The organism is Marisediminitalea lipolytica (assembly GCF_001758465.1).
GTDB lineage: Bacteria > Pseudomonadota > Gammaproteobacteria > Enterobacterales > Alteromonadaceae > Alteromonas > Alteromonas lipolytica.
This window is the reverse complement of sequence record NZ_MJIC01000004.1, coordinates 232026-258141: the sequence shown is the minus strand read 5'-3', so window position 1 is coordinate 258141 and position 26116 is coordinate 232026. Positions and strand designations below refer to the sequence as shown.

The 26116-nt window shown below is 47.1% G+C and carries 20 protein-coding genes; 6 read left to right on the top strand and 14 right to left on the bottom strand.

All coding sequences use genetic code 11. The features are described from left to right. Nucleotides 1-5: 5 nt before the first annotated feature. From BFC17_RS02785 to BFC17_RS02775, 3 genes are read right to left on the bottom strand one after another with little or no spacing between them, the layout of a single operon-like run. Entirely contained in the window at nt 6-1151 is a 1146-nt protein-coding gene (locus tag BFC17_RS02785; RefSeq protein WP_070174926.1) for a flagellar assembly protein T N-terminal domain-containing protein, read from the bottom strand. Further along, complete coding sequence (locus tag BFC17_RS02780; protein WP_070174925.1) at nt 1148-1777, bottom strand: CsgG/HfaB family protein; 630 nt, start codon at nt 1775-1777, stop codon at nt 1148-1150. The genes BFC17_RS02785 and BFC17_RS02780 overlap by 4 nt, the downstream gene beginning before the upstream one ends. A gap of 40 nt (nt 1778-1817) precedes the next feature. After that, a complete protein-coding gene (locus BFC17_RS02775; RefSeq protein WP_139141978.1) occupies nt 1818-2555 on the bottom strand; it encodes a GNA1162 family protein in 738 nt (245 codons plus the stop codon). Nucleotides 2556-2933: 378 nt separating this feature from the next. Here BFC17_RS02775 and BFC17_RS22690 point away from each other — a divergent pair, with 378 nt between their 5' ends. The 4 genes from BFC17_RS22690 (at nt 2934) to BFC17_RS02755 (ending at nt 7445) form a co-directional block, all read left to right on the top strand. Next, entirely contained in the window at nt 2934-3716 is a 783-nt protein-coding gene (locus BFC17_RS22690) for a hypothetical protein (RefSeq protein WP_083271542.1), read from the top strand. Nucleotides 3717-3784: 68 nt separating this feature from the next. Continuing rightward, entirely contained in the window at nt 3785-4468 is a 684-nt protein-coding gene (locus BFC17_RS02765) for a YjbF family lipoprotein (protein WP_070174923.1), read from the top strand. After that, on the top strand, nt 4465-5256 hold the full coding sequence (locus BFC17_RS02760) for a capsule biosynthesis GfcC family protein (protein ID WP_083271541.1): 792 nt from the start codon (nt 4465-4467) through the stop codon (nt 5254-5256). The genes BFC17_RS02765 and BFC17_RS02760 overlap by 4 nt, the downstream gene beginning before the upstream one ends. Next, nucleotides 5256-7445, top strand: coding sequence for a YjbH domain-containing protein (locus BFC17_RS02755; RefSeq protein WP_070174921.1), 2190 nt, complete (start codon nt 5256-5258; stop codon nt 7443-7445). Before BFC17_RS02760 ends, BFC17_RS02755 begins: the two co-directional genes overlap by 1 nt. Before the next feature lie 29 nt (nt 7446-7474). Here BFC17_RS02755 and BFC17_RS02750 read toward each other — a convergent pair whose 3' ends face one another. The 5 genes from BFC17_RS02750 to BFC17_RS02730 form a co-directional block, all read right to left on the bottom strand. After that, nucleotides 7475-7912 carry a hypothetical protein gene (locus tag BFC17_RS02750; RefSeq protein WP_070174920.1) on the bottom strand — a complete coding sequence of 146 codons (438 nt, stop codon included), beginning with the start codon at nt 7910-7912 and terminating at the stop codon, nt 7475-7477. Nucleotides 7913-7981: 69 nt separating this feature from the next. After that, nucleotides 7982-9559, bottom strand: coding sequence for an ATP-binding cassette domain-containing protein (locus BFC17_RS02745; RefSeq protein WP_217494007.1), 1578 nt, complete (start codon nt 9557-9559; stop codon nt 7982-7984). A gap of 331 nt (nt 9560-9890) precedes the next feature. Further along, a complete protein-coding gene (locus BFC17_RS02740) occupies nt 9891-11285 on the bottom strand; it encodes a TolC family protein (protein WP_070174918.1) in 1395 nt (464 codons plus the stop codon). A gap of 10 nt (nt 11286-11295) precedes the next feature. Further along, entirely contained in the window at nt 11296-12333 is a 1038-nt protein-coding gene (locus BFC17_RS02735) for an efflux RND transporter periplasmic adaptor subunit (RefSeq protein WP_070174917.1), read from the bottom strand. Then, nucleotides 12333-14003, bottom strand: a complete 1671-nt coding sequence (locus BFC17_RS02730; protein ID WP_070174916.1) for an ABC transporter transmembrane domain-containing protein — start codon at nt 14001-14003, stop codon at nt 12333-12335. The genes BFC17_RS02735 and BFC17_RS02730 overlap by 1 nt, the downstream gene beginning before the upstream one ends. 119 nt (nt 14004-14122) lie before the next feature. Here BFC17_RS02730 and BFC17_RS02725 point away from each other — a divergent pair, with 119 nt between their 5' ends. Further along, nucleotides 14123-15031, top strand: coding sequence for a LysR family transcriptional regulator (locus tag BFC17_RS02725; protein ID WP_070174915.1), 909 nt, complete (start codon nt 14123-14125; stop codon nt 15029-15031). 44 nt (nt 15032-15075) lie between these two features. On the opposite strand, the gene BFC17_RS02720 is transcribed toward BFC17_RS02725, so the two are convergent. From BFC17_RS02720 to BFC17_RS02710, 3 genes are all read right to left on the bottom strand, one after another. Further along, nucleotides 15076-17523: a PAS domain S-box protein gene (locus tag BFC17_RS02720; protein WP_070174914.1), complete on the bottom strand. Its 2448-nt coding sequence runs from the start codon at nt 17521-17523 to the stop codon at nt 15076-15078. Nucleotides 17524-17727: 204 nt separating this feature from the next. Further along, nucleotides 17728-19068, bottom strand: a complete 1341-nt coding sequence (locus BFC17_RS22890) for a methyl-accepting chemotaxis protein (RefSeq protein WP_280513531.1) — start codon at nt 19066-19068, stop codon at nt 17728-17730. Between the two features lie 416 nt (nt 19069-19484). Further along, the gene (locus BFC17_RS02710; RefSeq protein ID WP_070174913.1) at nt 19485-19673 is read right to left on the bottom strand and encodes a hypothetical protein; all 189 of its coding nucleotides are present in this window, start codon (nt 19671-19673) and stop codon (nt 19485-19487) included. 307 nt (nt 19674-19980) lie between these two features. On the opposite strand from BFC17_RS02710, the gene BFC17_RS02705 reads away from it, so the two are divergent. After that, nucleotides 19981-20652 carry a YehS family protein gene (locus tag BFC17_RS02705; protein ID WP_070174912.1) on the top strand — a complete coding sequence of 224 codons (672 nt, stop codon included), beginning with the start codon at nt 19981-19983 and terminating at the stop codon, nt 20650-20652. A gap of 6 nt (nt 20653-20658) precedes the next feature. Here the strand turns inward: BFC17_RS02705 and BFC17_RS02700 are convergent, their stop codons facing one another. From BFC17_RS02700 to BFC17_RS02690, 3 genes are read right to left on the bottom strand one after another with little or no spacing between them, the layout of a single operon-like run. Then, entirely contained in the window at nt 20659-22638 is a 1980-nt protein-coding gene (locus BFC17_RS02700) for a hypothetical protein (protein WP_070174911.1), read from the bottom strand. Next, nucleotides 22635-24968, bottom strand: coding sequence for a DUF4175 family protein (locus BFC17_RS02695; protein ID WP_083271540.1), 2334 nt, complete (start codon nt 24966-24968; stop codon nt 22635-22637). Before BFC17_RS02695 ends, BFC17_RS02700 begins: the two co-directional genes overlap by 4 nt. Continuing rightward, the gene (locus BFC17_RS02690) at nt 24965-26113 is read right to left on the bottom strand and encodes a BatA domain-containing protein (protein ID WP_083271539.1); all 1149 of its coding nucleotides are present in this window, start codon (nt 26111-26113) and stop codon (nt 24965-24967) included. Before BFC17_RS02690 ends, BFC17_RS02695 begins: the two co-directional genes overlap by 4 nt. Nucleotides 26114-26116: the final 3 nt, after the last annotated feature.

The following is a 26116-nucleotide window of genomic DNA, read 5'->3' as shown; positions in this document are numbered from 1 at the left end:
AGCGGTTATAAGTCAATCGATATTGCGTAGTTTTGCAAAGCAACAATGCTGGCTCCAGGATATTGTTTTAGTAACCGCTTAGCCAGGTCCTGCTCTTTGGGGCCTGTAAATTCCGCGTTTACATCAAACAACGTTTGCTGCTGCGACCAATTGATCATATCTACCGCAGAAATCCCGGTTGTCTTTGCCAACAGAGCTTTAAAATCATCAATCTTGCCAAAATCGAGATTCCCGACAGTCACTTTTATGGTTCTGGGAGCCTTTGATAAGTACTCGGGGATCTGTCTTATCATTTTATCAGCCACTCTTTTGGCTGCACTTTTGATGGCTTTTTGACGGGCTATCAGTGCAGAGCCTTGCTGAAGGCTCATAAATCTGTCCTGCGCAGACTGAACATCGATAATTTTAGCATTGCCAGGGATAATACTTTTTACATTCAAATTTACGTTGCCAATCTGTGCGGTAACATCAGTGCCACCTGACATACTGCTCATCTCAACCTGAAGTTGCCCGGTCAGGACAATATCAACATTAGCCTGACGACCAAGTGAAGCAGCGGCAGCACCATTTCCCCCACGAGCTTTTTCCAGCAATTCAATGGTTGGTTCGTCTGTTGCCGGGAGGTCATCTCCTGTCATTACGCCGTATCCAACTTTTGCGAAGGCTTCGGCCAGGTAGCTTTCTGAAGTACTAACTGATGAGCCTTCGCCTTGCGGGTCCATTACCAGAAATAATACTTTCGGTTTGCCTATCAAATTAATAAAAGCGCTTAAGCCCTCGTCGTCACTATCGCCTAACCCCGTAACAACCAGTGCCTTTATTTTTATCGCAAATATTTCTGCATCGTTGTTATCTATGCCTTCGCTGACAACCTCATAGCGTTTAATAAAGCCGTGAGATTGAGTTTTCATTACATCTGTAACCATCATGAAGTTACTGCTTTCTGAATAACTGCCAATTTCAATAATGCCGCCTTCACTGATAGCCTGACGATAAGCATCCACCAGCGCCTGTCGTCTTGCCACAGGCTTGCCGGCACTCATATCTGCATAGCCGGTTACTTCAACCCAGTTTTCCTGAGCCAGGCACAAGAGGCTGGTTGTACAGAAATACAAAAGAAAAATCAGTTTCAGCAGGGTTATTTTTTTCATTGCAATTGCCCTACGAGACTCTCAAGCGCATTATCCACCGCCTCGTTTAATACTTCCTGCGCTAACGCTGAATTTGCCCCGGCTCCAGCACCAAATCCCAGGCTTTGTTTTACTTCGTGAGACTTTTCCGATTGCCCTCTGGCTGCAGCAACAACCTCATTGGTAAAAGCATCTTTAATAAACAGGTCTAACTGAATATTGGCTATTTGCGTTTTCTTTTTAGAAAAAGCTCCGCCATCGTAATCGACCCGTTCACTAAAGTGACTTACCGTACCGGTTAAAAAATAATCATTTAACAATATTTCCTGAATCGCTCCGCGCGCTTCATCGTTGTCGGTGACATCTGACCATTCCATATTTCTTCGAAACAGCACTTCACTCAAACGCGCCCAATCGATGATCTTAAATTGTTGTTGCCGATACAGACTATGCGTAATGACATCCCTTACCGCTTCAGGTTTATAAACTAATCTTGCAGAAGGGTTTCCCAATTCTACCGAGGCAACCGCTATCACTTTTTTATGCTTGCTTTCGGCGTTGTCATTCTCAGCAACACTGCAAAAAGAACACATCACACTGTATGTACAAAGCAAAAAAATTACTACTTTAGTTAGCCTTAACTGCATTTTTCTTCCCCTGAAACTAAGCTCTGCTTCGTTTGCAATATTAGTTACTCTGTTCGGTCGGTTGTGACTCATTGTCAGTATCCACACTGATGGTCTGAGCCTCTATTTCAGTGGCCTGAGATAGTAAATCGTCACCAAAAATCATTTGCACTGGTCCGTCTATCATTGCCGCCATTAATCTGTCAGCCAGTGCTCCTGCGGCTTGCTGCTTATCACCGCCTTCATTAATCAGTAAAACATCTAATATTGCGTTAATCGGATCTACGGCGAAACGACGTTTAGAAATACGTTGCTCCAGCGAATACCATAGGTTTTCGCCAGAAGCTGAATCGAGCTTAAGAGAAGATTTATAAACATATCCATTGTACAAAACTGCATTTTGGGTTCTTGCTTCCTCAACAATACCAAACATGAAACCATCCGCTTTTACAACCTTGGATAGTTGTTCAAATGTCAGTAAGCGTAACTGTCCTGCGTGAGTCAAACCCAGTTGATATAAAGCATTATCAACCCAGTCCTGCCCCAGTACCGTGTAGCCTTTAGCAACAAGCAATTCAATTACACGCTGGCGAAAGTAATAGGCTACATCAGGGTCAAGAGAGACGTTTTCCATAGGCAGCACTGCGATGGTGAACTGAGATTGCCCGGCGATGCGATGCTGAAAGGTATCTGACAAATAAACAGAGGGATTGATGGTTTCATCTGTCATATCATCCTGGGCGAGTGTCTGAAAGGCCAACCCAACCATGAACATAAGCATAAGGCGAATACACTTCACTAGTTCTTCCTTGTTTAAAAGGTCATCGTTTACGATACACGGATACTGAATCAGGTCAATATTTTCGATAGTTTTGCCTAAGCGGGATTAACCAAGCAAAGTAAATTGATTGCCCAACCAAGTAACAATCGAATTAGCAGAACAGAGCCTTTGTCTTTTCGATATTTTTACTGTAGTGTAGATTTTGTTCGACTGACGGATTTTACATGGATGTACGCAGTAGGCTAAAGACGTTGTTTTCATACGAAGAACAGCGCAACGCCGTATTTCATATGTAGTCTAAATACCCTTTACCAGTACTAACCGCGCTTACAACATCAGCTAGGCGTGAATAACCAATCACGGTTAATTGAAATAAGATTTTAGGAGTTTTTCGTCATGGCTGTTCGGTTTGTAATGATTAAAAGATGTTGTGCTCTGTTATTCGTTGGCTTTTCTTTTTTAAGCCAGGCGCAGGTATTATTGGAAGGTAACGAGTCTGCTATCCAGCATAACCCGGTTGCCACCGCTAAAGTAGGGCAAAGGATCGAGGTCAATGCTATTGTTAACGACACTGCGGGTGCCGATGTTGTAAGGGCATACTTTAAGCATGAGTCCGGGGCTAATTACCTTTTCGTTAATTTAAGCAGTGCTGATGGTACAAATTTTTCAGGAACTATCCCCTCTCCATCAATTGCTTCTTCCAATATGGAATATTTGTTACTGGTTAAAAATACTGACAATAAAGTCTATAAGTCCCAGGTATACCCGGTAAAAATTACGGCTGAAGTGGTGACCAGAAACTCTGCCCTTCCTGCCTTGCTTGTTTTTACCGAGCTTGAGGTAGCACCAGCCGTCATAGCAGGTTTTGACGACAATCTGATAATTGATATAACCGAATCCTCTGCAAAGTTTGGCGCCGTAGCCGGAGTGTATAACGCCACAGCGGTTACGACTGGTACCGTAGCGTCAACTGGTACCGTAGCGTCAACCGGCGCGGCCGCGTCCTCAGGGCTGACTGCCGCAGGTTCTGTAGCGACTGCAACGGGAGCCGCTGTTGGCGGATTGTCAGTAACAACGATAGCGGTTAGTGCAGCAGCAATCGCCGCAGTAGGCGTTGCGGTGGCTAATGATGACGAGGAAGAAACACCTACCACCACCAGTGTTTCGGCCTCGCTCTAAATTATTAATCCATTAAATTTGTTGGTGGCCACTTTGCGCCATCAACATTCACCGGGAACGCGGGTAAGATGGCTCGTCACTGGATTAAGGTTATCTCTATAAGCTACTGTTTGCTTTTGAACGGCTGTAGCCAGACCAGCAAAGATGCTATTGATACCATTGTTGCATCAGTGGCAGGAAAAAGCCCCCCTATTAGTCTTAAAGAGATCGAAGCTACTCCTTATGCGGCTTTAATTGCGCATCTTAATGATAATGCTGAGGCACTCATGATACTCACCTGGATTGAGCCCTCGACACCTGCAAAAACTTATAAGTGGTTATCTGCCGACAAGGAAATGTTAGCCACCAAAGCAGGTCGTATCGTTAAAACCATAAATCTGAAAGCGGGCAATCTGTCAGCCATCATTTCAGAACAAGACGACCCCCTTTCGCTGAACATTTTGCTTCCTGATGTTAAAAGAACATGGTCATACAAGCTAAGCTGGTCTCCCGGATATCACAGGCAATATTCAGCAACATCACGTTTTTCTATCCTGGGTAAAGAGACCATTACACATTTTGAACGAGCACTGGAACTGGTACATATCAGTGAAAATGTTTCATTAAGCGAAATAGATTTCCAGTATACCAACCATTTTTGGCTTATTCCCTCCTCTGGGGAGGTAGTAAAAAGTCAGCAGCACCCTTATCCCGGAGCAGATACTATTAATTTGCTGCTGCCACATTTTTTTATGGGGAGCACGAACGGATGACTCCCTCAAAACGGTCGTTCCTAACGATGTCCTGTGTGTTAGCCGTATTTATGGGGTATTTAGCTAACACGGCCATGGCGACAGAAGTGAGTTGTCAATTAAAGCAAGACAATAGGGTAAGTCAGCTCGTGCACTTTGCAGAAGTACCAAGACTCAGCGACGTAACTCTCGCATGCCTTAATACATTGTCAGTATCTGAACAGGACATCGACTGGGACCGTTCAACGTTAAGAAAAATAACTATCTCAGCTCCGATTTTCTCAAATGTCCTGGCAAGCGATATCAATCTTAGCGATGTATTTGCGCAATCAGCGTTTAATGAATTTAATCAGTATGTTAAATCCCCGCCAACGTCCTCCCGGGTATTTATTAATCTTGACCCTGATTTTTCAAGAATAAATCACCCGCAGGCAAACCCATTGCTGCAAGGAGAATGGCAACTCTTACTGGTTCACCTTAAGACACCAAACAGCGTGTCCATCACCGGGCACGTAGCGAATCATGGACAATTTAACTGGCAAAGCGGTTTTACCGCCGTAGATTACCTAACGGCCTCACAGAACATGGAAGGCATAAGCTTTTTTGACTCTGCGGTATTTGTTATTCAACCCGACGGCATTATTCAGGAACACCCCATTCGCCAGTTAGCCGATACGCCATTTAAGGATATCGCGCCTGGTGCTGTTATTTATGTGCCATTCCCGGAAACACTGAATTTAATGAATAACCAGTCCGGTAAAAACGTTGATAACCAGGCTGCTTTGATTCTTCTGAGAGAAATGATGTAATGCTTGGTGGTCGTATTTCCCTTTTCTGTCTTAATCTTGGTTTAGTCGCTTTTTCTGTTTTACCCGCTAAATCCGTAAAGGCTCAGGAACCCATCTTTAATTCATCAATACCCCGCCACTCTCAGTCAGATTTTGGTGGTGTTGGATTAATGCAGATGCCCACCGCCCGGGTAAAACCAACCGGGGAATTCAGCTTTACCCTTTCCGATAACGATCTGTACCGACATTATTCTCTTTCATTACAAGTCTTTCCCTGGTTAGAGAGCAACATTAGATTTACTCAGGTCCATGATATTTTATACAGCTACGACAGCAATTTTAGTGGCGATAACGAATACACAGACAAGTCGATTGATGTAAAAGCAATCCTCTTAAAAGAAGGCAACTGGGCGCCACAAATAGGTGTTGGCTTGCGCGATCTGGGTGGCACAGGGCTGTTTGACAGTGAGTACTTTGTTGCAAGCAAACAATTAGGCCCTATCGATTTAACCATTGGTGTAGGATGGGGATATATCGCTAACAGAAACAACATACACCAAAACCAGACCAGCGGGGCTTGTTCCAGAAGTAATAGCTATTCCGGTAACGGCGGTAGTGTTGATGTTTCCCGCATGTTTTCAGGCTGTCTTTCCTTTTTTGGTGGAATTGAATACCAGACACCGATTTCAGGGCTTGCCGTAAAATTTGAATATGACGGGAATGATTATCAGAATGATTTTCCGACACAACGCAACCAAATTGCTATACCGGTGTCGTCCCCCTGGAATATCGGCGCAGTGTATTCACTGTCAGACTGGGGACATTTGCATTTAAGTTACGAGCGAGGGAACACCCTGGCATTAGGCTTAACAATAAGCACTAACTTTGCTTCATTGAAACCACATTGGACACCTTCTCCACCTCCCGCTTATCACAAAGCCGAATCTAAAAACACGTTGTCTGAAGAGGAATGGCAAAAGGTGCTATCCACTGTTAAGCAACAAGCTGGCTATGCTGAAGCCCGAATTTATCAGCAAAACAAAACCATCACGCTTGTAGGTAAGCAAAGTAAATATCGCGATGATGATGCGGCCGCATCACATGCTGCGGTCTTACTGGCCAACACCGGAATGGAAGCAGAGCAATACCGTATTGTTACTGCAAATCACGGGCTAAATTTATCTGAAAAAAGCGTAAACAGACAGCAGTTGGAGCAGGTCTTAACCGCCGCTTACCCAAATGCTTCGTTTAAGGATGCGGTGGTTACCCGCAACCCTGAATCAGATTATGGCTCTCCTACCAGCGAACAATCCTCACGATTCAGCTATGGTTTTGCGCCAGTTTTAATCCAGTCTTTTGGCGGTTCTGAAGACTTTTATTTATTTGCGGCAGGCCTGCGGGGCGGGCTTGAATACAAGCTTAAAAGAAATTGGCTTGTCACTGGTAGCCTCTACGCCAACATCTTCGATAATTACGATAAATTCAATTATACCGTACCACCGGATGGAACCTCGTTAACACGGGTTCGCACTTTAACCAGGCAGTATTTTAAGGAAGACATCCGGCTAAGTAACCTACAACTTACCTACTTTACGCGTCTCAACACTAATCTGTTCGTTCAGTACTATGGTGGCTATCTGGAATCTATGTTTGCCGGTGTGGGCAGTGAATGGTTGTACCGCCCGCTCAATACTAGCTGGGCCTTCGGTGTGGACATTAACTACGTAAAACAACGGGAGCCAACCTCGCTTCTTGGTTTATATGCACAAGAGAATCATATAGATGAGGAGCTTGAAAGACCGTACAGGGTGCAAACCGGCACTGCGACAGGTCATGCCACTTTCTATTGGCAACCGCAAAAGAATACGATACTGGATAACACTTTACTCAAAATAAGTGTTGGCCGTTACCTGGCAGAAGATGTTGGTTTTACCTTCGATTTTTCAAAGCAGTTTGATTCCGGTGTAATAGCCGGCACCTATGTGACTAAAACCAACCTGACGTCTGACGAATACGGAGAAGGTAGCTTTACCAAGGGTTTTTATATTTCTATTCCCTTTGATTTAATCAACATAAATCCGACAACCCGCCGTGGCAACATCAGCTGGCAACCACTAACCCGTGACGGTGGCCAGCGCGTGGGGAAACGGTTTAGTTTATTTAAAGAAACAGACGCCCGGTCGCCCTGGTATTCCAAAGCGCAGTATTAATACTTACGGGCATCTGGCAACGCCTCCCTCTACGACTTAAACAAACGCCGGGTACCCTGCCAGTAAAGCAGGCCGTAGGCGCAGCAGATTAATGAGCTGACCAGCCAAAATGTAGGGGAATTCTGCGGCATCATGGAATCTTGTGCCAAAAACGGAACAAAGAATCCTGCCAGACCACGAGCACAAAAAATCACAGAGATCAAAACAAGACAGGTTTTGCACAAGGGTAATCTTCTGATAATACCAGCCCCCGAAAATGCATATAATCCCCAAATGCTAAGGAGCAACGCTATGCCCGCAGTAATCATGGTGGGATAGATATCACCGTCTGCGGCCATTTGCGCCATACGTTCGCCCGCACCAAAAAAGCGATACCAGTCTGGCCCACCCACTATGCAAAGCAAATGAGCAACAGCAGCCGCCATGCTTAGCCAACCGGCTATGAGCAAGGGTGTATTTTTCATCATGAATTAAATCACTTTTATTCGAAGCGCCTTGCTGAGTAATTAACTTAGCAATAGTGAGTTATCAGACTATCACATTACATAAGCCTGTGAGCAGCCAGCTTCCCTGGCAAAAAGCGTGTCGTGACTAATCAGTATAAAGCCGCCCTGATGTTGATTCAGCGCCTGAGCCAACAAAATTTTACTGTCCAAATCCAGGTGATTATCCGGCTCGTCAAGTAACAAAAATGGCTGACCCGATTGTGTGGCCGACTGATGGCTGACAATTAACATCGCCAGCTTCATTTTTTCACCGCCGCTTAATTCGCCAGCCATGGTGTAAACACGGTCGCGACGAAATCCTATTCCTGCCAGTATTGTTCTGGCATCAGCTTCGGTGAGTCCATCACAGCTACTAAGCAGGTTATCCAACAAACTCTGTACAGGGACCACGATACTAAAATGCTGGTCAAGGTAATACAATGGGCTGCTTACGGTTAACTCACCTTGCTTAAGGGGAATTTGGCCCTGGATTGACTTCAACAGGGTTGATTTTCCTGAGCCGTTGCTTCCTTGCAAATGTATTTTTTCGTTTGCCGCCACTTGCAGATTAATCCTTTGCTCACTGCCAAATGCCAGCCTGCCCTGCACAACTGAAATAACCTGTTTTCGGCTAGTCTGTGCGCTTGCAAGGTAGATTGCCTGTTGCCTTTGCGGTACTTTTGCCGCTCTTAACTTGTCAGTTTTTTGCTGTAACTGCCTTTGCCTGGCCTGGGCATTTTTACTGCGGTTGGAGGCGCCTGCTGTCGCCCTGTCTTTTTGGCTGTCCAGCAAGCATTTAGCCTGACTGCCACGCTGTTTTTGACCCTGCACCGCACGTTGCTGAGCTTTTTCGTGATCCCGCTGAATTTGTCGCTGAAGCTGCTGTTGCTGCTTATTGAGCGCATTTAACTGACGCTCCAGTGCCTGCTCGTCGAAGAACTTCTGTTCGGCATAGTGGGAATAATTGCCCCCATAAACCCGTATACCTGATGAGCTTAACGCCCAGATTTCCTGCATATCTTCGAGTAATTGTCGGTCGTGACTGATAAGTAGCACAGCAGCATCAGTGTGCCGGATTTGCCTGGCTAACCAGTCTCTGGACTGAGCATCCAGATGATTAGACGGTTCATCTAAGATAAGCAGTTGATGATCGGCATTAAACAGCTGCCACAGCCGCAGTTTGGCCAGTTCCCCACCGCTCAGGCTGGCGCACTTCGTTTGGCAGTCCTGCGGCAATCCAAGCGCTGCCAGCCGGGCGCTGACAGATTCCACAATGTCCCAGCGGTCACCAACGGTTTCAAACAGCTGGGGGTGACAATCACCGTCGACGATTTGCGCAATGGCGTCGATTACCGGAGTAATGCCCAGCAGGTCGGCAATCGTTGCTCCTTCGTGAAGCCATTGACCGGGTTGCTGCGTGTACATAGCGGTTCTGAACTCACACGCCACATGCCCAGCCTTCGGTTTACGTGCACCACTTAGCATTGCCGCCAGAATAGATTTACCGCAGCCGTTTTTACCCACCAAGCCAACCCGGGGTGATGTCATCGTCACCGAAACCGACTGAAAAAGAATGTCTCCGGTGGGAAGTGTATATGCAAGATTTTGCGCTTTAAGTATCGGCATCATGTGCCTCCTGTATACCAGGGACAACGGCCGTAGCAGCACATAAAAAGTAGGCATCGCGCGTACATTGCGCGATGTAAGTTCAACCGTGAGCCACGCCGACTAACCCTGTAGATCCAAAAAAAGTGTTCTATGGATAACAGGCTTAGTTGTTCATGATGGCGGCAGCTCCGGCTGAGAAGATGCGCAGAATTTAGTCAAAACAAGGCTTGATTGCAAGGCGATCTAACACTTTGTTACATATTTGCGCCCCGCCCGCTCAGATAGCGAATCCGCTGAGGATGAAAAAGCTTAGCACAAGTCTAAACCTCGGCGCATCTAACGCGGTGCCGGGTTACCCTGCCAGCGATACAGCCACCTGATGCAGTGCCAGTTCCGCTGATAGTAAGTCTACTTCGGCTTCGATGGCTTTTAACTTTGCTTTTAGTACACCGGACTCGCGGGCATTAAGCTTAAACATGTCACTGTCGCCCGCATCAAAGCGTTTGCGCTCCAGTGTGGATAAGGTTACTGCCAGCTCGGCATTTTTACGTTGCAGCTCCAGCACTTCATTAGCTTGCTGCCAGTAGGCGTAAGTTTGCTCAAATTGCTGGCTTAATCTGTCTTTGGCGAGTTGCAGTTCGTATTCGAGTACTTTGAGCTTAGAGCTCTGCGTGGCCTGCTCAGCCTTAGCCTTACGGTTACCCAAAGTGTAGGAGAAAGTTAACCCCACTTTACCTTCGGTTTCGGCCAGCGAGGCTGGCCCACTGCCAATATCCCTGGCAACCAGCGCTTTTAAATCCAGTTTAGGAAGTAACTGGTTTTCAGCTAGTCGATACTTGTTTTTTGCAACGGCTTGTTCAGTTCGGATCACAGCCAGCGCAGGATGGTCGACTATTGCATTGCGTAAATTGGCTACCTGTACCGGTGTTATCGCGTAGGGCCAGCGGATATCCTCAGGCAGGGTTGCCTGACTGTGGATGACCCGTGATTGCCCCTGGTTATCGCGCCAGTAAAACGCCAGCGCCTGAGCGGCGGCTCGCTGAGTTTGCTGAAGCTGCGAAAGGGCCAGTTGCTGTTCCAGAATGCTGGCCTCAAATTCGGTCAGAGTGACTTGCGCCAAATCGCCCTTGGACAACCTTTCTTTAAGGCCATCACGACGACTGCTTAAGGTTTCCAGCAAAGACTCTACTGCCGCAATTTTAAGGCTGACTTCGTACCATTTTAAATACTGGCTTAAACCTTTATATAAAAAGTCGTTCACCCCCAGCTGTAACTCTGCCTGATACTGCTGAACAGACAAGCGGGCATTAGCCACCCCTACCCGACGTTTATCCGTACTGCGGTCTTTTAGTAACGATAATGCCACGCCTATGCTGGCCTCGCCGCCTGACAACGTATTGTACTGTTCTTCATAAACCGGAAAATCACCGGTTGCCACACGGTATTCACTGATCAGTCTGGCATTCATTTCACCAAGGGGCTGAACAAAGCGCTGCGCCGCGGCTGAACCATCGTAATAGCCACTCAGGCGGCCGCTGATGTCCTGCTCTATACGCGGGTCAAATTCACTTTGCGCACTTTGTAAGCCAAACTGCATCTGGTTATTTTTCTCGTTGAGTACACCAACATAGGGATGATACTGCTGCATATTTGCAATCAGCCCGGGCACCGTGGGCAAGGCATCTTCAGCCAAAGCCAGCGGCGCCGCACCCAGCAGCCAGACGAACAGGATTTTTCGTAGTTCCATCACTATTCCCCTACCAGCTTTTAGCTGAGGTATTGGCTGGCGTATCCGGCTTTTGTGGCGGGAAGTTGTTCAGCTGACGCCATAACTCGTAGCCAAGGCGAACTTCTTCTAACAAAATCCAGGCTTTTACCCGGCTGCCAAGACGGGCAATATTTTCTTCCGGCCAGGGCATCTGACTGGGATCGGGTTCTATCCACACCTGAAAGGCACCAGTGAGATCGGCAACGGGCTCAACATAGGTAACGACTCCGCCAAAAGTGCCCACCGCTGTGCCAGGCCAGCCGCTAAACTGAAACACCGGCCAGCCTTCAAACTGCAGGCGCGCCCTGGCCCCGGGCTTAACCAGTGGCGCATCCAGGCCGCTAATCACAATTTTAACCGTACGCTCAGCATTTTTAGGAATAAACTGCCCCAGTACATCACCGGCCTTAACAAAGGTTGATACACCGCCATTAAACAAACGCAAAATTGTGCCGTCTACCGGTGCGACTTTAGTCATGGTGGCCTGGCGAGACAACACCATGGACACCTGATTAATATCAGCCAATGACGAGGCGGCCTTGGCTTTTAGCTCCTGCACCTTAATTAGCGCCGCCTCCACCTCTTTACGAGACACCAATCCCTGCTGCTGCAATGCCCGTTGCCTTTCCAGATTGCTCTCTGCATTAGCCACCGCGGTTTCATTTGCCTGATGCGCCAGACGCGTGGCGGAAAGTTGTGATTGCAGTTTTTCCAGTCGCTGCGCATCCACATCAATCAGCGTTACAATGGGATCGCCAGCGCGAACCGCCATGCCCTCGCGCACATGCCAGGTTTGAATCTGACCATCAACCAGTGCCGAAATGGGCTGCATTCTGTCTACCGGATCAAGGGAGTCCACTACACCAGTGCCGTGGGCAGTTTGGATCCAGGGCGTAAAATACAGGCCGGCGGCAACAGCCAGCACTAAAAAAGCAATCATCCAGCACACCACCTTGTGCACACTGGGAATGATTTGCGCGGGTAATGACGTAATATTCTGAATAAAACGATTCTCAGCCTTGCTCATTACTCTGCTCCCTCTGCGCGTTGATTTTCTTCCTCTACATACAATACGTCCTGCAAATTCAGGGTTGCATTAAAGACACCGGGCACCGGCATATTGGTAAAGTAGAGCACCGTACACGGCAATTTCGCGATGCGATGCAGCAGGCGTGTTTTGGTGGCCATGGGGATAGCATCAAAATGCTGATTAATTACCAGCACCTGGGGTTTGGATAAAATAACGGCCGCCAGCTTAAGCAGTAAAAACTCCAGCGGTTGCAAAGGCGCCCCCAACGGCGAAATGCGAGTAGCAATGCCTTGTTCAAGATTATCTACCACTTCGTCCAGACCAACCTCTTCCAGCGCACCGCGCACTTCGGCAATGGTCACCTCCGGTGCAGCCAGACGCAGGTACTCTTCAATACTGCATTCAATAATCAAAGCGCGATCCAGCGTACTTACTGCCTGACGCAGCTCATACATGTCATAATCAAACAGACTGTACTCACCTAACAATATGTCGCCTTTGGCCGGATGCTCAAAACGCTTGAGATAACTCACCAGCTGCTTTTGCACCCAGCTTTTACGGGTAGTAATGAAATATTTTTTACCTGCGTCAAGAGTGCCATCAAGGTAACAGCTGTCATCAAAGTGGGACATCGCCAAACGCTTGAAAACCAGCTTGGAAGAAGAAGGAATCCGCGCTCCGTTGTCGTGGGTTTCTTCCTGCGGAATAACCAGCGCCGAGCCAATTTTTTCGGCAGCCCCATATAATTCGTAATAGAGTTTAAGATACTGACTAAAACGTGAAATCCCGAAAAACACCGCCGACATAATAAGCTCAGCAGCGACCAACTGACCGATGGAAAGCTGGCCCTGCACTACCAGAAAGCCGCCTAACCCCAATAACGTTGCACTGGCAAAGGCATACAACAGTAAAAACGACACAGCTTGCGAAAAGGTAAAGGTAAAGTGATTTTTATGCTTACTGATATAGCGCTGAATGTACTGTTCAGTATTCCGTCCGGCGTAATCGAGATGATCCGCAGACTTAAAAAACTCATGAGCAGAAGCAATATCGTTCAACCATTTGGCGGTATCATACTTACTTTGCGACAGTTCAATTGACGTACGTTTAGCCCCCGGCCCCCAGATTTTCCATACCAGGTACATTACCAGCAGAATGATCATGTTGAGGACAAACAAAAAAGGATGGTAAAAGGACACCAGAGTAAAACCCACAATGATTTGCAGCACCAGTGCAAAGCCATCGACCATTAACGACGGGATATTTTTTTGCAGCGTCATAATATCGAAGTAACGATGGGTAATTGAGGTGTTTTTGCGGCCCTCAAAAAAACTGTGCGGCGCCATAATGGTTTTAAGGCCAAACTGTGACACCAGGCGGGTAAACACCCGACGCTCATAATATTCCATCACCCGCATCCGCAGCGCACTAAAAATGCCGGAGATAAACAAGGTCGCAAACAGAATACCAGCCAGAATAGTCACCGCGCGCACTGAGCCAATGTTGGCGATACTGTTGATTAACGTTTGTACCGCAATGGGGATAGCCAGGGTAAGTAAACTAATTGCCACTCCATACACCGCCGCCACGCCAAAAAAGCTGCCTTCCGGCTTAAGCAATGAAATCAGGTATTTCCTGGTTTGTCGCAGATCGATCTGTTTTTCCATTAAGTTATTTACCTATCCAATAGAAAAGACACCAAACATTTACTGATGACAATAGTAACCCCTCAACAATAAAGATTAAAACTGTTATATTCTAATACAAACATCGGTTTTTCCTGATTATGAATCAAATAAACTATCATCATCTTTATTATTTTTACCTTATTGCCCGTGAAGGCAGTATCGCCAGTGCCGCCAGGTTATTGCATGTAACGCCACAAACTGCCAGTGGTCAGCTAAGCACGTTTGAGAAGCAACTGGGCTATCCGCTGTTCGACCGGGTAAATAAACGCCTGCACCTCAACAGCAAGGGTAAGCTGGTATTTCAGCACGCCAGCGATATTTTTCAAAAAGGTAATCAGCTGGCTAAGCTGCTGCATGCTAATAATGAGGCTGTAGAACAAACCTTTGTCATTGGTATTACCGATGCTATCCCTAAAGTACTTGCTTACGATTTTGTACATCACACCATGAGCCAGTCGGATAGTGTACGTTTTATCTTTCGCGAAGGACCATTTGATTCATTAATCAGTGACTTAGCCATCAATCAAATCGATATGATCATTGCCGACCGCGGAGTTGCGCCAGGCACCCGGATTAACGCTCACAGCTATTTTTTAGGTGAATCCCATTTAAGTTTCTTTGCCAGCGCCACCAATCGCGACCACCATCGTGATTTCCCGGACTCGCTCAATGGTGCCAGTTTGTTGCTTCCGGGGGAAAAATCAGGGATCACGCTGGGGCTAACCAGCTGGCTGGAAGCCAATCAGCTGTTTCCTAAAATTGTAGCGGAGTTTGATGATAGTGCGTTGTTAAAGGTATTTGGCAGCGAGGGGATGGGCGTATTTTGTGCTCCCTCGGCTATCGCCCGGCATGTTGCAGATTTTTATAACGTGGTCTGTATTGGCGAAATCGATGAGATTTCTGAACGCTTTTATGCCATCACCGGCAAAGGACTCTCTCCCCACACCCTGACCGAAAGCATTGTAGCAGAAGCCAGAGGTCTGTTAGGAAAGGTGTCGCATGGCTAAAACGTAGTTAAATGTCTGCGTTTTAACCTGCCAGACTACTTAACCTAACGGGGTTGTGCTGCTAAATTTTCAGGCACATGATTAAACCGCCCGGGTAAATGGCCGAACTCAGCCACCGACACAGGCTTGCTGAAAAAGTACCCCTGATAAAACTCACAGCCCATGCTTAACAGCAATGCCAGTTGGCTATCATCTTCTACGCCTTCGGCAACAACCTGAACACCGATACTTTTTGCCAGATTGATAATGCCTTTACACAACTGATATTCGATGGAATTTGCGGTCATTTCGGCGACAAACAAGCGATCGATTTTAAGAATATTTACCACGTACCGTTTTAAATAAGACAGCGATGAATAGCCTGTTCCAAAATCATCGATAGCAATTTTAACGCCCAGCGCACTGTAAGAGGCCAGGATACGCTCGGTGACGTCAGTATGCTCCAGTAACGAATGTTCGGTGATCTCGATTATCAGATTATAGCCACTAAGACCATTTTCATGGAGTAAATGCTTGAGCAGCAACATACAGTCATCATGGTCGTAAAATTCGAAGGGAGATTTGTTAATGCTTAATTGAAAGTCATTCCCGAAAACATCAATCCAGTGAGGTAGTTTTTTCAGGCTTTCAGCCAATACCCAATTACCTATTTGCTGAATCAAACCATGTTTTTCTGCCAGCGGGATAAAAACCTCCGGCGAAACCGAACCAAACTGGGGATGATGCCACCGCACCAGCGCTTCCCCTTTAACCAACCGATAATCCTCGCTGCTGTAAATGGGCTGAACAGCGAGTGACAGCTGGTTACGTTCTATAGCAAGGCTCAACTCTTCAACCATGGCATAATTTTCGTGGGACTCGGCATTAAGTAACTCAGAAAATATTCTGAACCGGTTCTTACCTTTATGCTTGGCTTCATACATGGCCTTATCCGCTTTTTGCTGCAGCGTTATCAGCTCTTCACCGTCATTAGGATAAAAACTAATACCGATACTGGCAGTCAACGCAACGGAAATCCCATCTACTTTACGAATTTCAGTGATGTTATTGACGATATTTTTAGCGACGCTTTCAGCAATCGCCACAGAATGGCAGGAGTTTAAACAAACCGTAAATTCGTCGCCGCCAAAGCGCGACAGTTCGTCACTGTGACGAATGGTTGAGCCCAACACGTTAGCGACTTCAATCAGCACTTTATCGCCAAAAGCATGGCCATAGGTATCGTTGTATATTTTAAAATTATCCAAATCGATAAACATGAGGGCAAAGCGTGATGTGTTTTTATCGGCTGAGCTAAGAAAATTACTCACCGTTCGCTCAAAGCTGGAGCGATTGCGTAGGCCTGTCAGCACGTCAAAATTGGCCTGTTTCCAGATAATTTCCTCATTTTCTATTTCAGAGGTAATATCCCGTATAATTTTAGAAATACCGGTAGTTACACCGTTATCATCAACAATTGGCGACAATGAAACCGAGACATAAATTTGCTCACCATTCTTACATTTTCTGACGGTTCTGAAGTGATTAACCGCGCCACCACTGCGTACACGATGAATGAGATGTTCTTCTTCTGCTCTGCGCTCAGATGGCAACAGAATGTGCATCTTCTGACCTAAAATTTGTGCCCGGCTATAGCCAAACATGTCTTCAGCAGCCTCATTCCAACTTTCGATATGGCCATCCAGCGTAATAGAAACAATAGCGTCCTGCGACGAGTACACTAAAGCCTTGTATAACGCTTGTGTACGTTCATTTTCGACTTTTTCGGTAATATCCCGGGCTATTTTGGCGGCACCAACCACGTGGCCAAACTCATCATGTACTGGTGAAATTGACACCGAAACATGAATAAGTCTGCCGCTTTTATGGCGTCGAACCGTATGGTAGTGGTCAATACGCTCACCAATGGCAATTTTTTGCAGAATTTGTCTTTCTTCGTCGTGTTTATCCGCGGGAAACAAAATCAACAGCTTATTCCCCAACATCTCCTGAGCGCTATACCCAAAGATATTCTCTGCGGCCTTATTCCAACTGGTAACCGTTCCGTCCAGTGTTTTACTCACAATGGCATCATCTGATGAATTGATGATAGCTTCGAACTGTTTAAGCAAATGGGCAGGTTTGTGCAGCGTTTCCTGGGCTCTTATCACAAAACATTTTGATATCAGTTTCCCCTCTGTGTCTTTTACAGAAAACACGGTGAGAGGGACTTTTATAACGTTACCATCTTTGTTGAAAACCGTTTGGACGCTATGACCGTCTGACAAGTATTCCACACAGCCTGGTGAATGCTGTTTCGCCGGTTGAAATAGCGACTGGACATTTTTCCCGAGCATATCCTTTTCGTTGTAGCCAAAAAAACTTGCTGCCGCCGGATTCCAGGTAATGATCCGACCGTCAAGATCTGTGCTAATGACAGGATCGTAGGTACTGTCTACCAGATTACGAAACTGATTTTGTTGGGATAGCGAAGTTACATTACTTCCGTCCATGACGCCTCCTTGCACAGCATAAAGCTAAAACACCACTGTTTTCGCTAATTTAATCCAATAAATTTGCCTGAGATACAACTTGATTCCTGGCAGGAAAAAACAGAATTATTTGTATGATAAATCATTAAGCCTTTAATTTACTATATAATTTCACGTAATCCATCCAGACTCAGATGTAAAACCCATTTTGTCAGCTAAGCTTCATCAGGGTTTAAACTCGTCTACCAAGCGGACAAACTGACTCACACCACGGCTGACATCATTTAATCCGGCTGACACTTCTTTCATATTCTCTTCACCCTCAGTCGCCGTTGCCGACACGCCGGCTAAAGCGCTGACAATGCTGCCAATAAGACGGTGGTTTTCCTGCACTACTCTGGCGATATTATCGGTTGCCTGAGACGTACTGGATGCCAGACTTCGTACCTCACCTGCCACCACCGAGAAACCGCGTCCGGCATCGCCTGCTCTGGCGGCTTCAATGGCAGCATTCAGCGCCAACAGGTTGGTTTGATCGGCAATATTCTGAATAGTGGCAACAATATCGGTGATACTTTTAAACTGAGTGGTCAGGCTATTGCCCTGTTGCATTATTGTGTCTATATCCGCTGCAATGGTACGGGACGTATCCATTGCTTCATTAAGCACGGAAATAGCAGTAGACGTAATGTCATTGGTCTGCGCTGATGTAGCCGCTGCTGCTTCAACAGCCTCAAATGTGCTGGCCACGCGCTGAGTGATATCACTGGCAAATTTTACTACGCGAACAACATTACCATCCCGGTCTTTAATCGGATTATAAGTTGCTTCCAGCCACAGCTCGCGCCCCGATTTGGTTTTGCGTTTAAAGCGCCCAGTGAGATGCTGACCATTTTTCAGTGTTTGCCAGAAATCCGGGTGTTTAAGGTAGTACCCTTCCTCGCAAAACATTCGATGATGTTGCCCCTTTATTTCATCAGCGTCATATTCCATCGCCTGCAGAAAGTTATCATTGGCATCGATAACATAACCTTCAGGCGTAAACTCAATCACTGCCTGGGAAACATTTAGCGCACGGAGCACGTCGTCATTAACCTGCTTAGCCAACTCTCTCTGAGTGACATCTGACGCCACCTTAACCACACCAAACACTTCGCCGGCATCGTTTAAAGCCGGAAAATAACTGGCCTCAAGATAAATAGCCTGCCCGGTTTTAGTTAACCGTTTAAATAATCCTTTTACCGCTTTACCGCCAGCCAGGTCCTGCCAGAACATCTTATATTCACTGGACCGAACAAACTCGCTGTCGCAAAAGAGTTTGTGATGCTGACCACTGACTTCAGGTAATGAATAACCCATTAAATCTAAAAAATGCGAATTGGCATTAAGCACAACGCCATCCGGCGTAAAGCGAATCATCGCAACATTGGCTTCAAAAGCCTTAATTTCAGATTTTTCGATGGGGGTTTGCGCATGAGGCATACTTGCCTCTGCATTTTTTCGTTTGAATGGAAATATCATGGTGGCATTAGCGGCATAGCCAATCTGGCTAGGCAGACTCCTCACATTACTACTGGCTAAAAGAATTAGTCACCGTAAGGCTAATTAATAATAGTTATTATTTTTATTACACTACTGTTGGTTGAAACGACAATCAATAGTTATTTAGCAGGAAAAGCATAATTCCTGTTATTTAAACACCATGGCTCACTTTTTTGAGATTGGTGACAAGAACCGCTAATGAATGGAAATGGTGAATCGATTGGGAGGGATGATGTTGCTGCGCCTATTTAATAGGCAAAGAAACAAAAAATCACCTTCAGAAAAGGTAAAGGGCTAACCTGCGGGTTAACCCTCCTGCATTGGCCATCTTTATGCTTCTCGCATAAGCAGCTGTGCGCGTACTTGCGCAATAAATGACAACCGCTTGCGTGAACGTCACGCCATAATCAGAGCAAAGATGAAATCAAGCTCGGGCAATATTAGTGTAATCCTTTGCTCACTGACGATAACGGTGTCGTACTTGCCAATTTGTCTTTCCTGGATAGTTCCTGAGATTCTGTCGCCATTGCAGCGACGGCATCCATAATATCCAAAAATGCAGCTAACTGTTTTTGGTTAAGCGTGGCAGAAAGATTTTCGATATTGCGGATCAGTGTTTTTGTATTCATATTGGCTTCTGCTGTCAAAAAATTGTGGTTTAAATAGAGATACCTGAGTTATTCAAGAGCCATACCAGTGTTTTACACGTCGAGAATAAATTACCGCGATGACAACTGGAGCACATCAATTAGGCAAAGCCACACAGTAAAAAAACATAATCATATCCAACCGCGAGATTTAACATATACTATAAGCCAGTGAGCTGGCACATCCCGCCACCTTAAACTCGCCTTAAACAGCAACGGATATGACATTCCTTACGTTGATTGGCCCACAATAACGACCTGACAGGTCTTACACACAATAAATTTTTATATGAATCACAATGATGTTTTACGCAGGGTGCGCTTTGCACTTCGAATAGATGATATTGCAGCCATAAATATCTTTCAGTTAGCTGGCTATAAAATGGATATTGAATATCTGAAAGCCAATATGAAAAAAGAAGAAGAACCCGGTTACCTGCCTTGTCGTGATAGCGTGATGGCCATGTTTCTGGATGGCCTGATTATTAAAATGCGCGGAGCTCAGACTGATGCGCCACCACCGCAACTGGCCAAGGGCGAGTACCTCAGCAATAACGAAATTTTACGCAAACTACGAATTGCCCTGTCGTTTCGTGACGATGATATGCTGGAAGTGATGAAGCTTGGCAATTTCAACATGAGTAAGGGCGAAATGTCGGCGTTTTTCCGTAAGCCTGACCATCGTAATTTCAAACCCTGCGGCGATCAGGTATTACGCTATTTCTTACTTGGCTTAGCCCGCAAATTGCGGCCTGATGTGGCCAACCCGACCACTGACAATGACAGGCCGGTAAACTCACCCGCGGTGAAAAAGTCATTAAAGAAAAAAACCAAACCCAAGCGTTCAGCCTCGTCTCAGCACAAAACAGAAAATCCAGCCAAACCAGCAGGAAGAATCAAAGTCTGGCACAAACCAGACGGTAACGAAGACAAAAAGCGCTCGCCCACTAAACGCCGGTAAGACGAGTTAAAATTTACGTTCAATCCAGAGTAACGAACAAACCAGCAACAGGCCCCACCAAAATGGCCACAGCGAAAGTTCTGACCAGACACTCTGGTTGGCCGTTGCTGGGTTAGCTCGTAAAAAACGCTGCCCGGCAGTTTGTTTTAATTGCTGTTGCCAGGCCTTCCAGTCGTTGGGGTTATAAACGTAAAACGACTGGGAGACGGTTTCAGCTGCGTTAGACAAGTGAGTATGTTGCCAGCCAGAGTAAGCCGGATAAACGGTGCTACAGGCAAGATTCTGGTTTACCTCGTCAACCTGAGGCAACAACGCTATCGGGGTATTCTCCGGCCCCTGATAACCAAAGGCATAGCTATCAATATCGCGCTGTAAATCAGTATTGGCAGCAAAACATTGTGCAAGTGGTTGTCTTACCTGAGTCAGATGCCCATCCTCTATCGGAAGCACATAAAGTGCTCCGGACTGGCGGGCCAGTTTTTCAATCAGGTAGTGCCAGTATCGGCTAAACAGCGGCGCCAGCCCGGCGGTACGCCATTGATGAGTTTTATTGGTAAGACTAATCGCCACCTTTCCCAAACCATAATAAGTACCAGGCGCAACCACACGACCGTCCGCTCCGCGCACCAAACTAAAGCCATTGCGGGTTGATATCTCAGCCGGCAGGACATTCAGCGGCACCCCTGCCCGATCAAATTGCCAGCTCAGTAAGCTTTGGTCACTATTACCGGTTTCATTACGACGAATCTGAAATGCGTCCAGCAAGGCTGGCATGGTGTTCTCTGTGAACAGTGTTGAATCACCAATAACGAGTACACCCAGACCGCCCTTAACCGCACTCTCCAGATTTCCTTTCTGTCTGTCAGTCAGGTTTATCAGACTGCGACTGTCCATGATCACCAAATCATACTGGTTTAGTGCACTAAGCGAATCCAGTGAATCCACTTTTGCAGCATTGTTGTTACTGCGCTCGCCCTGAGGGTAATTAGCGTGTTCTGAAATATAACGGTTTTTACTGATTTGGGTTTCAACCGTTAGTTGCGCGCCTTGTTCAACCGCCCAGTTTTTTAAATGTCGTGTTTCAAATGAAGGAGCTGATTGACGAATCAAAAGTTTTGCCAGCGTTGGGCGGCTCACTTCAAAGGCCACGGTTTCATCAGCAACAGGCTGCTCACTTAAGGCGTTAAAAAGCTGTAATTGGTATAACCACAGGCCTTCGGTTTTTACGTTAACCACCAAATCAAAGGCCTCGCCGTCTCGCACGGTTTGCTGTGCCACAACCTGCCCCGCCGGATCTTTAAGTTGCACCTGATACAAGGTTTGCTGCAGATTGCCTTCGCTCTGGCCAGGGGCAACCTGTAACACACCACTGGCATGCTGCCACTGAGCGCGGCTTAGTCGCCGATGCCAGCGCATAGACACGGGGCCGGTGACTGTATTCACGTTGTCCAGGGAAACCGTGATTGCTGAAGATTTGCCCGCTTTACGATGGCTAAGTCGTTGCCATTGTTGCGCCGTCAGGCCATCGCCTACTACCCGAAGATGCTGCAATTGCGGCTCGGCCCAAATAATATCTTCGGGTTCACGCACTATATTCGGGCGCTGGATGTCGTATTGCTGAAGCCAAGTCGTTTGTGAGAGCCTTAACCAGGCATCTTGAGTAAACCACAAGGATGCATCCGGCTTAATGTCAGCAAACAACGCTTCACTAAGCGGTGCGGCACTGGCAGTAACCAAAACGGTTTGACGTGGTTCGTCGTCACGCAGTTGCACCGGGCTCAGTATGGCAACCAGCAATAACCAGGCAAGCAGGTTCAGCCCGGTCACAAGCACTAAACGGCCTTTGCGCAGTTTAAGCCGGTTAAACACCAAACCTATTGAAACCACCCCACACACGATGAGTAGGATGGCAAGAGGCAGTAACCATGATGAAGGTAGCCTTCCGAGTAGCTCGATATGAACAGACTCACCCACATAGCTGATCATGGTTGCTCCTTATCTGTAATGAGCAAATGTTCGCTATAGGCTTTGACCATCGGATTGACGGGACGGTAGCCGGAATTTGACTGGCCTGGGATTGCTAACGGTGCCAGTTGCTGCCACAACTCGTTATACAACCGGCTCATGCATTCACCGCAATCACTCACCCACAGGCTGCCCGCCAACTGCATTTTCTCCAGCGTAGCGACGTGACTGACCATGGCGGGACGGGTCTGGGCCTGCTCAATAAAGGCCGGTTTTAAAAATTCAATACTGGCTGATAAGTCTGAATCCAGCGCCAGCTCTGCGTGCTTTTCGGTTGCTATGGTTTGCCTGGCCTGGTTTAACGCATTTAACAGGTGTGTCAGGTGGCTGGTATAGGGATCATCAGGATCTGCATCCCGATAACGCTGATAGCTCAGAATATCATTCAGATCGCCCTGATAACGACGCTTTTCAGTTACCGGCGGCGGTTCAAACCCAAGGCGTTTTATGTATATTCGCTCAGCTTTTCGCGCCCGGTTAAGATAGATTAAAGCGTTTTCTTCATGAGGCAAAGCGAGCTCCGGCTCAGCCAATAACAACTGAAGTTCAGCATCCCACATAAATGCTATCGCCCGTTTCATCAGCGCCTTAGGACTTAATGTGCCTATTACGCCAATATCGGTATCACCATGGGAGTGACCAAACTGCTCAATGATCTGCTGATAACCCGTCTTGTCGGTATCTTGTGATTCGGGCTCAGACGAATGCTCATGATGGGTTAGTGCGCTGTTGCCCGCTGCCACTTGCGGGCTGTCATCATGCTCATCTTCATCACTGTGATCGCCATCCTTAACGTCAATATGCGGTGTGCCAACGCCGTCTTCCATTTGATGGGCACCACTGCCATCGTCAAACTCGTCGCCCAGATATTGCCCGTACTTGAGCTTTAAATCACTTTGAGACTGGCCAAGCGAGCGTGAGGTTGCGGCAAAGTCAGCGTCAGATAATATGCCCCGATCGGCAATCAGTTGTTTGGTTTCGATAATGATTTGTCGCTGGCTCTTAAAATATTCCGGCATAAAATCAATTAAAATACCGTCACCCATGGCCAGCGCTTCTTCATCGTCGAGCCAGCGCAGTATCTTGGTTTCCGAGCGGCTCAGCTGTGGCTCTGGCGTGCGATTATCCCAGGCTCTCACAGTAAAGTAGATTTCATCGCCTGGCTCCATATCCAGCTGACTAAAATCCCACTGCTTTTCAACGCGCCACATGCCAGGCTCACGCTCAATGGTGTCGAACTGAAATATCTCATCGCGAAACTTTACCGACTCGCCCGACCCTTTTGCCACCGAAGCAAGTATATCAACCTTGCCAATACCAAAATCATCATTAATTTGCGCGCTCAATACGGGCGCTGGCTGCGCCGTTTTTGCAAATGTAGTAATAGTTAATGTGGGCTCGGTAATACGAATTTTCGGCGCATCATCCGCCGTAACAGCGATACTGTGTATGCTACCAATGATCCCCTGCTTATCACTGATATGATAAACACCAGAACGTGTAACCTGCAGGGTTAATACAAAGTCGTTGCCTTGTCGCTCAAACGCCATGTCCGGCTGTCCGGCTAATTGTAAAAAGTAAGACTGCTCAGGGTTGCTAAACGTTAGCTGCCACGTAACGGTGCTGCCCGCAACGGCACTGATGTCCAGACCTGTTTGCTGCATATCAGCTTGCCCGGTATAAGCTGGCGATGAAATGCTTACCAGAATACCTTTAATAACCGCCGGCCCAGGCGACATCTGAGACAATGTCTCTGAGTTATCGGGGAAGGATGTTTGCTCAGGAGTTAACCCGCTCTTAAGGTTGAAATAGCCCGGAGCCAGAATCAGCCCTGCAATCAACACAATAACACACAGATTTGCCAATCCAGCTAGCTGCCACGGATAGACAGGCAGTAACTGCACCTGAGGATCTTTCAGCAAAGACTGTAACGCTTGTTCTGCGCGCTCACGCTGTAAGGTTTTTAACAAAGAGTCTGACTGCACCGGCTGAAATAACAGCTGGGCACTGTGCTGCAAAACAGCAAACTGCTGGTTAAGGTGCAGCAGTACACTTTCCGTATGAAGCTGCTTTAATGCACCACGCGGCAATTCGATAGCAAGCCACAACACAACGGTTAGCGCAGTGAGCAGTAGAGCAAGCCACCACATCTCGCTAACCATAAAAGTGAGCCCGCCTACAGCCAGTGCCACAGCACTGATACGCAGCGAAAGCCGGCGAATATATGCCCGCCTCGCCCTTTTAATTCGCGCTTGCAGTAGATTAAGCACTGACGGCTGCGATGGGCTCACTGGCGCGTCTCCTTACCAGCAGGCGAAAAATACTCACTGACCAGTCGCTCAGCGCAAAATAACAGTAACAGTAACGTCGCCAGCCACGGCACAACAGAACGCGCGGGATCATCGCGTTGATAACCAGAATGCATCGCAGGCACTGCCAGGACGGTATCGTTATCAGGCAATTTAGCGCGATACTGAATTTGCTGGGCAGAGAGGACCGGCGAAACCCGTTGCTCCTGTTGTCCGGAGAGGAGCAAAAGCTGATTGGCGAGCCACAACGGAAAATCAGGCGCATTAACACGCGTTGGTGGCACCGCTACAATGGAATGTTGACTGGAGACCGTCATCTCTCTGATATCAATCCACAGCGCAAACTGGCTGAAGTCGGCTTGCTGCTCAAGCGGCTCTTTTTGCCATGACAGCGTTTTGATACCGTACTGCTTAATTAGCGATAACGCCTTTTGCAAGCGTAAATTAATATCAGGCTCATCAGACTCGATAACGCCGATACTGATGGGCTTAATTAAACTAACCTCAGTGTCGGCAAAAGGTACATCAAGCTGCTGCCATTCAACTCTTTCTGACGTGGACGTTAGTATCGTTCTGGGCCCGTTGAACTGCTCAATCTTCCCGGTGTGATAAACGGCAATCCGGCCCGCAGTATGATTAAGCGTATCGTCTACTGTGCTCCAAAGATTTATCAGGTTATCTGCATCTTCCCTCGCCTGCCAGTTCTGGATCTGCTCGGCACTTAGCGGCGTGGAAGGATGACCGGCTAACAGGGCTTGCGCCCCGTTACTTAATCTGTCGAGCAGTGCATCCCGCTGTGCCTTATCGGCATAATCTAGCCACTGCGATGTGATTAACAGTGTTGTTTGCTGAGGATTTGTGGAAGACGTCTCTGGCCGCAGTGGCTGACTGAGCAGCAACGTAAGCGTCACCAGCATTAAAATCCGCAATAACAGCAGTAACCATTGTGTGATGGTAAGTTGGGTTACCGGTTTTTGCTTGCCTGACGGGATCAAATCCAGGTGACCAAAGAGCACCGGTTTGGCTTTGCTTTTACTCAACAGATGAATAACGATGGGAATGCTGATAGCCAGCAAGCCTAATAGCGCTATGGGACTAGCAAAATAGGTGGTTAACCAACTCATCATCGC

Bases quoted from the DNA above. Each gene is read 5' to 3' on its own strand.
- BFC17_RS02720 (WP_070174914.1), bottom strand. From the start codon at position 17,523: ATGGACGGAAGTAATGTAACTTCGCTATCCCAACAAAATCAGTTTCGT.
- BFC17_RS02725 (WP_070174915.1), top strand. From the start codon at position 14,123: ATGAATCAAATAAACTATCATCATCTTTATTATTTTTACCTTATTGCC.
- BFC17_RS02780 (WP_070174925.1), bottom strand. From the start codon at position 1,777: ATGCAGTTAAGGCTAACTAAAGTAGTAATTTTTTTGCTTTGTACATAC.
- BFC17_RS02705 (WP_070174912.1), top strand. From the start codon at position 19,981: ATGAATCACAATGATGTTTTACGCAGGGTGCGCTTTGCACTTCGAATA.
- BFC17_RS02735 (WP_070174917.1), bottom strand. From the start codon at position 12,333: ATGAGCAAGGCTGAGAATCGTTTTATTCAGAATATTACGTCATTACCC.
- BFC17_RS02730 (WP_070174916.1), bottom strand. From the start codon at position 14,003: ATGGAAAAACAGATCGATCTGCGACAAACCAGGAAATACCTGATTTCA.
- BFC17_RS02785 (WP_070174926.1), bottom strand. From the start codon at position 1,151: ATGAAAAAAATAACCCTGCTGAAACTGATTTTTCTTTTGTATTTCTGT.
- BFC17_RS02690 (WP_083271539.1), bottom strand. From the start codon at position 26,113: ATGATGAGTTGGTTAACCACCTATTTTGCTAGTCCCATAGCGCTATTA.
- BFC17_RS02740 (WP_070174918.1), bottom strand. From the start codon at position 11,285: ATGGAACTACGAAAAATCCTGTTCGTCTGGCTGCTGGGTGCGGCGCCG.
- BFC17_RS02710 (WP_070174913.1), bottom strand. From the start codon at position 19,673: ATGAATACAAAAACACTGATCCGCAATATCGAAAATCTTTCTGCCACG.
- BFC17_RS02750 (WP_070174920.1), bottom strand. From the start codon at position 7,912: ATGATGAAAAATACACCCTTGCTCATAGCCGGTTGGCTAAGCATGGCG.
- BFC17_RS02745 (WP_217494007.1), bottom strand. From the start codon at position 9,559: ATGATGCCGATACTTAAAGCGCAAAATCTTGCATATACACTTCCCACC.
- BFC17_RS02760 (WP_083271541.1), top strand. From the start codon at position 4,465: ATGACTCCCTCAAAACGGTCGTTCCTAACGATGTCCTGTGTGTTAGCC.
- BFC17_RS22690 (WP_083271542.1), top strand. From the start codon at position 2,934: ATGGCTGTTCGGTTTGTAATGATTAAAAGATGTTGTGCTCTGTTATTC.
- BFC17_RS02755 (WP_070174921.1), top strand. From the start codon at position 5,256: ATGCTTGGTGGTCGTATTTCCCTTTTCTGTCTTAATCTTGGTTTAGTC.
- BFC17_RS02700 (WP_070174911.1), bottom strand. From the start codon at position 22,638: ATGATCAGCTATGTGGGTGAGTCTGTTCATATCGAGCTACTCGGAAGG.
- BFC17_RS02765 (WP_070174923.1), top strand. From the start codon at position 3,785: ATGGCTCGTCACTGGATTAAGGTTATCTCTATAAGCTACTGTTTGCTT.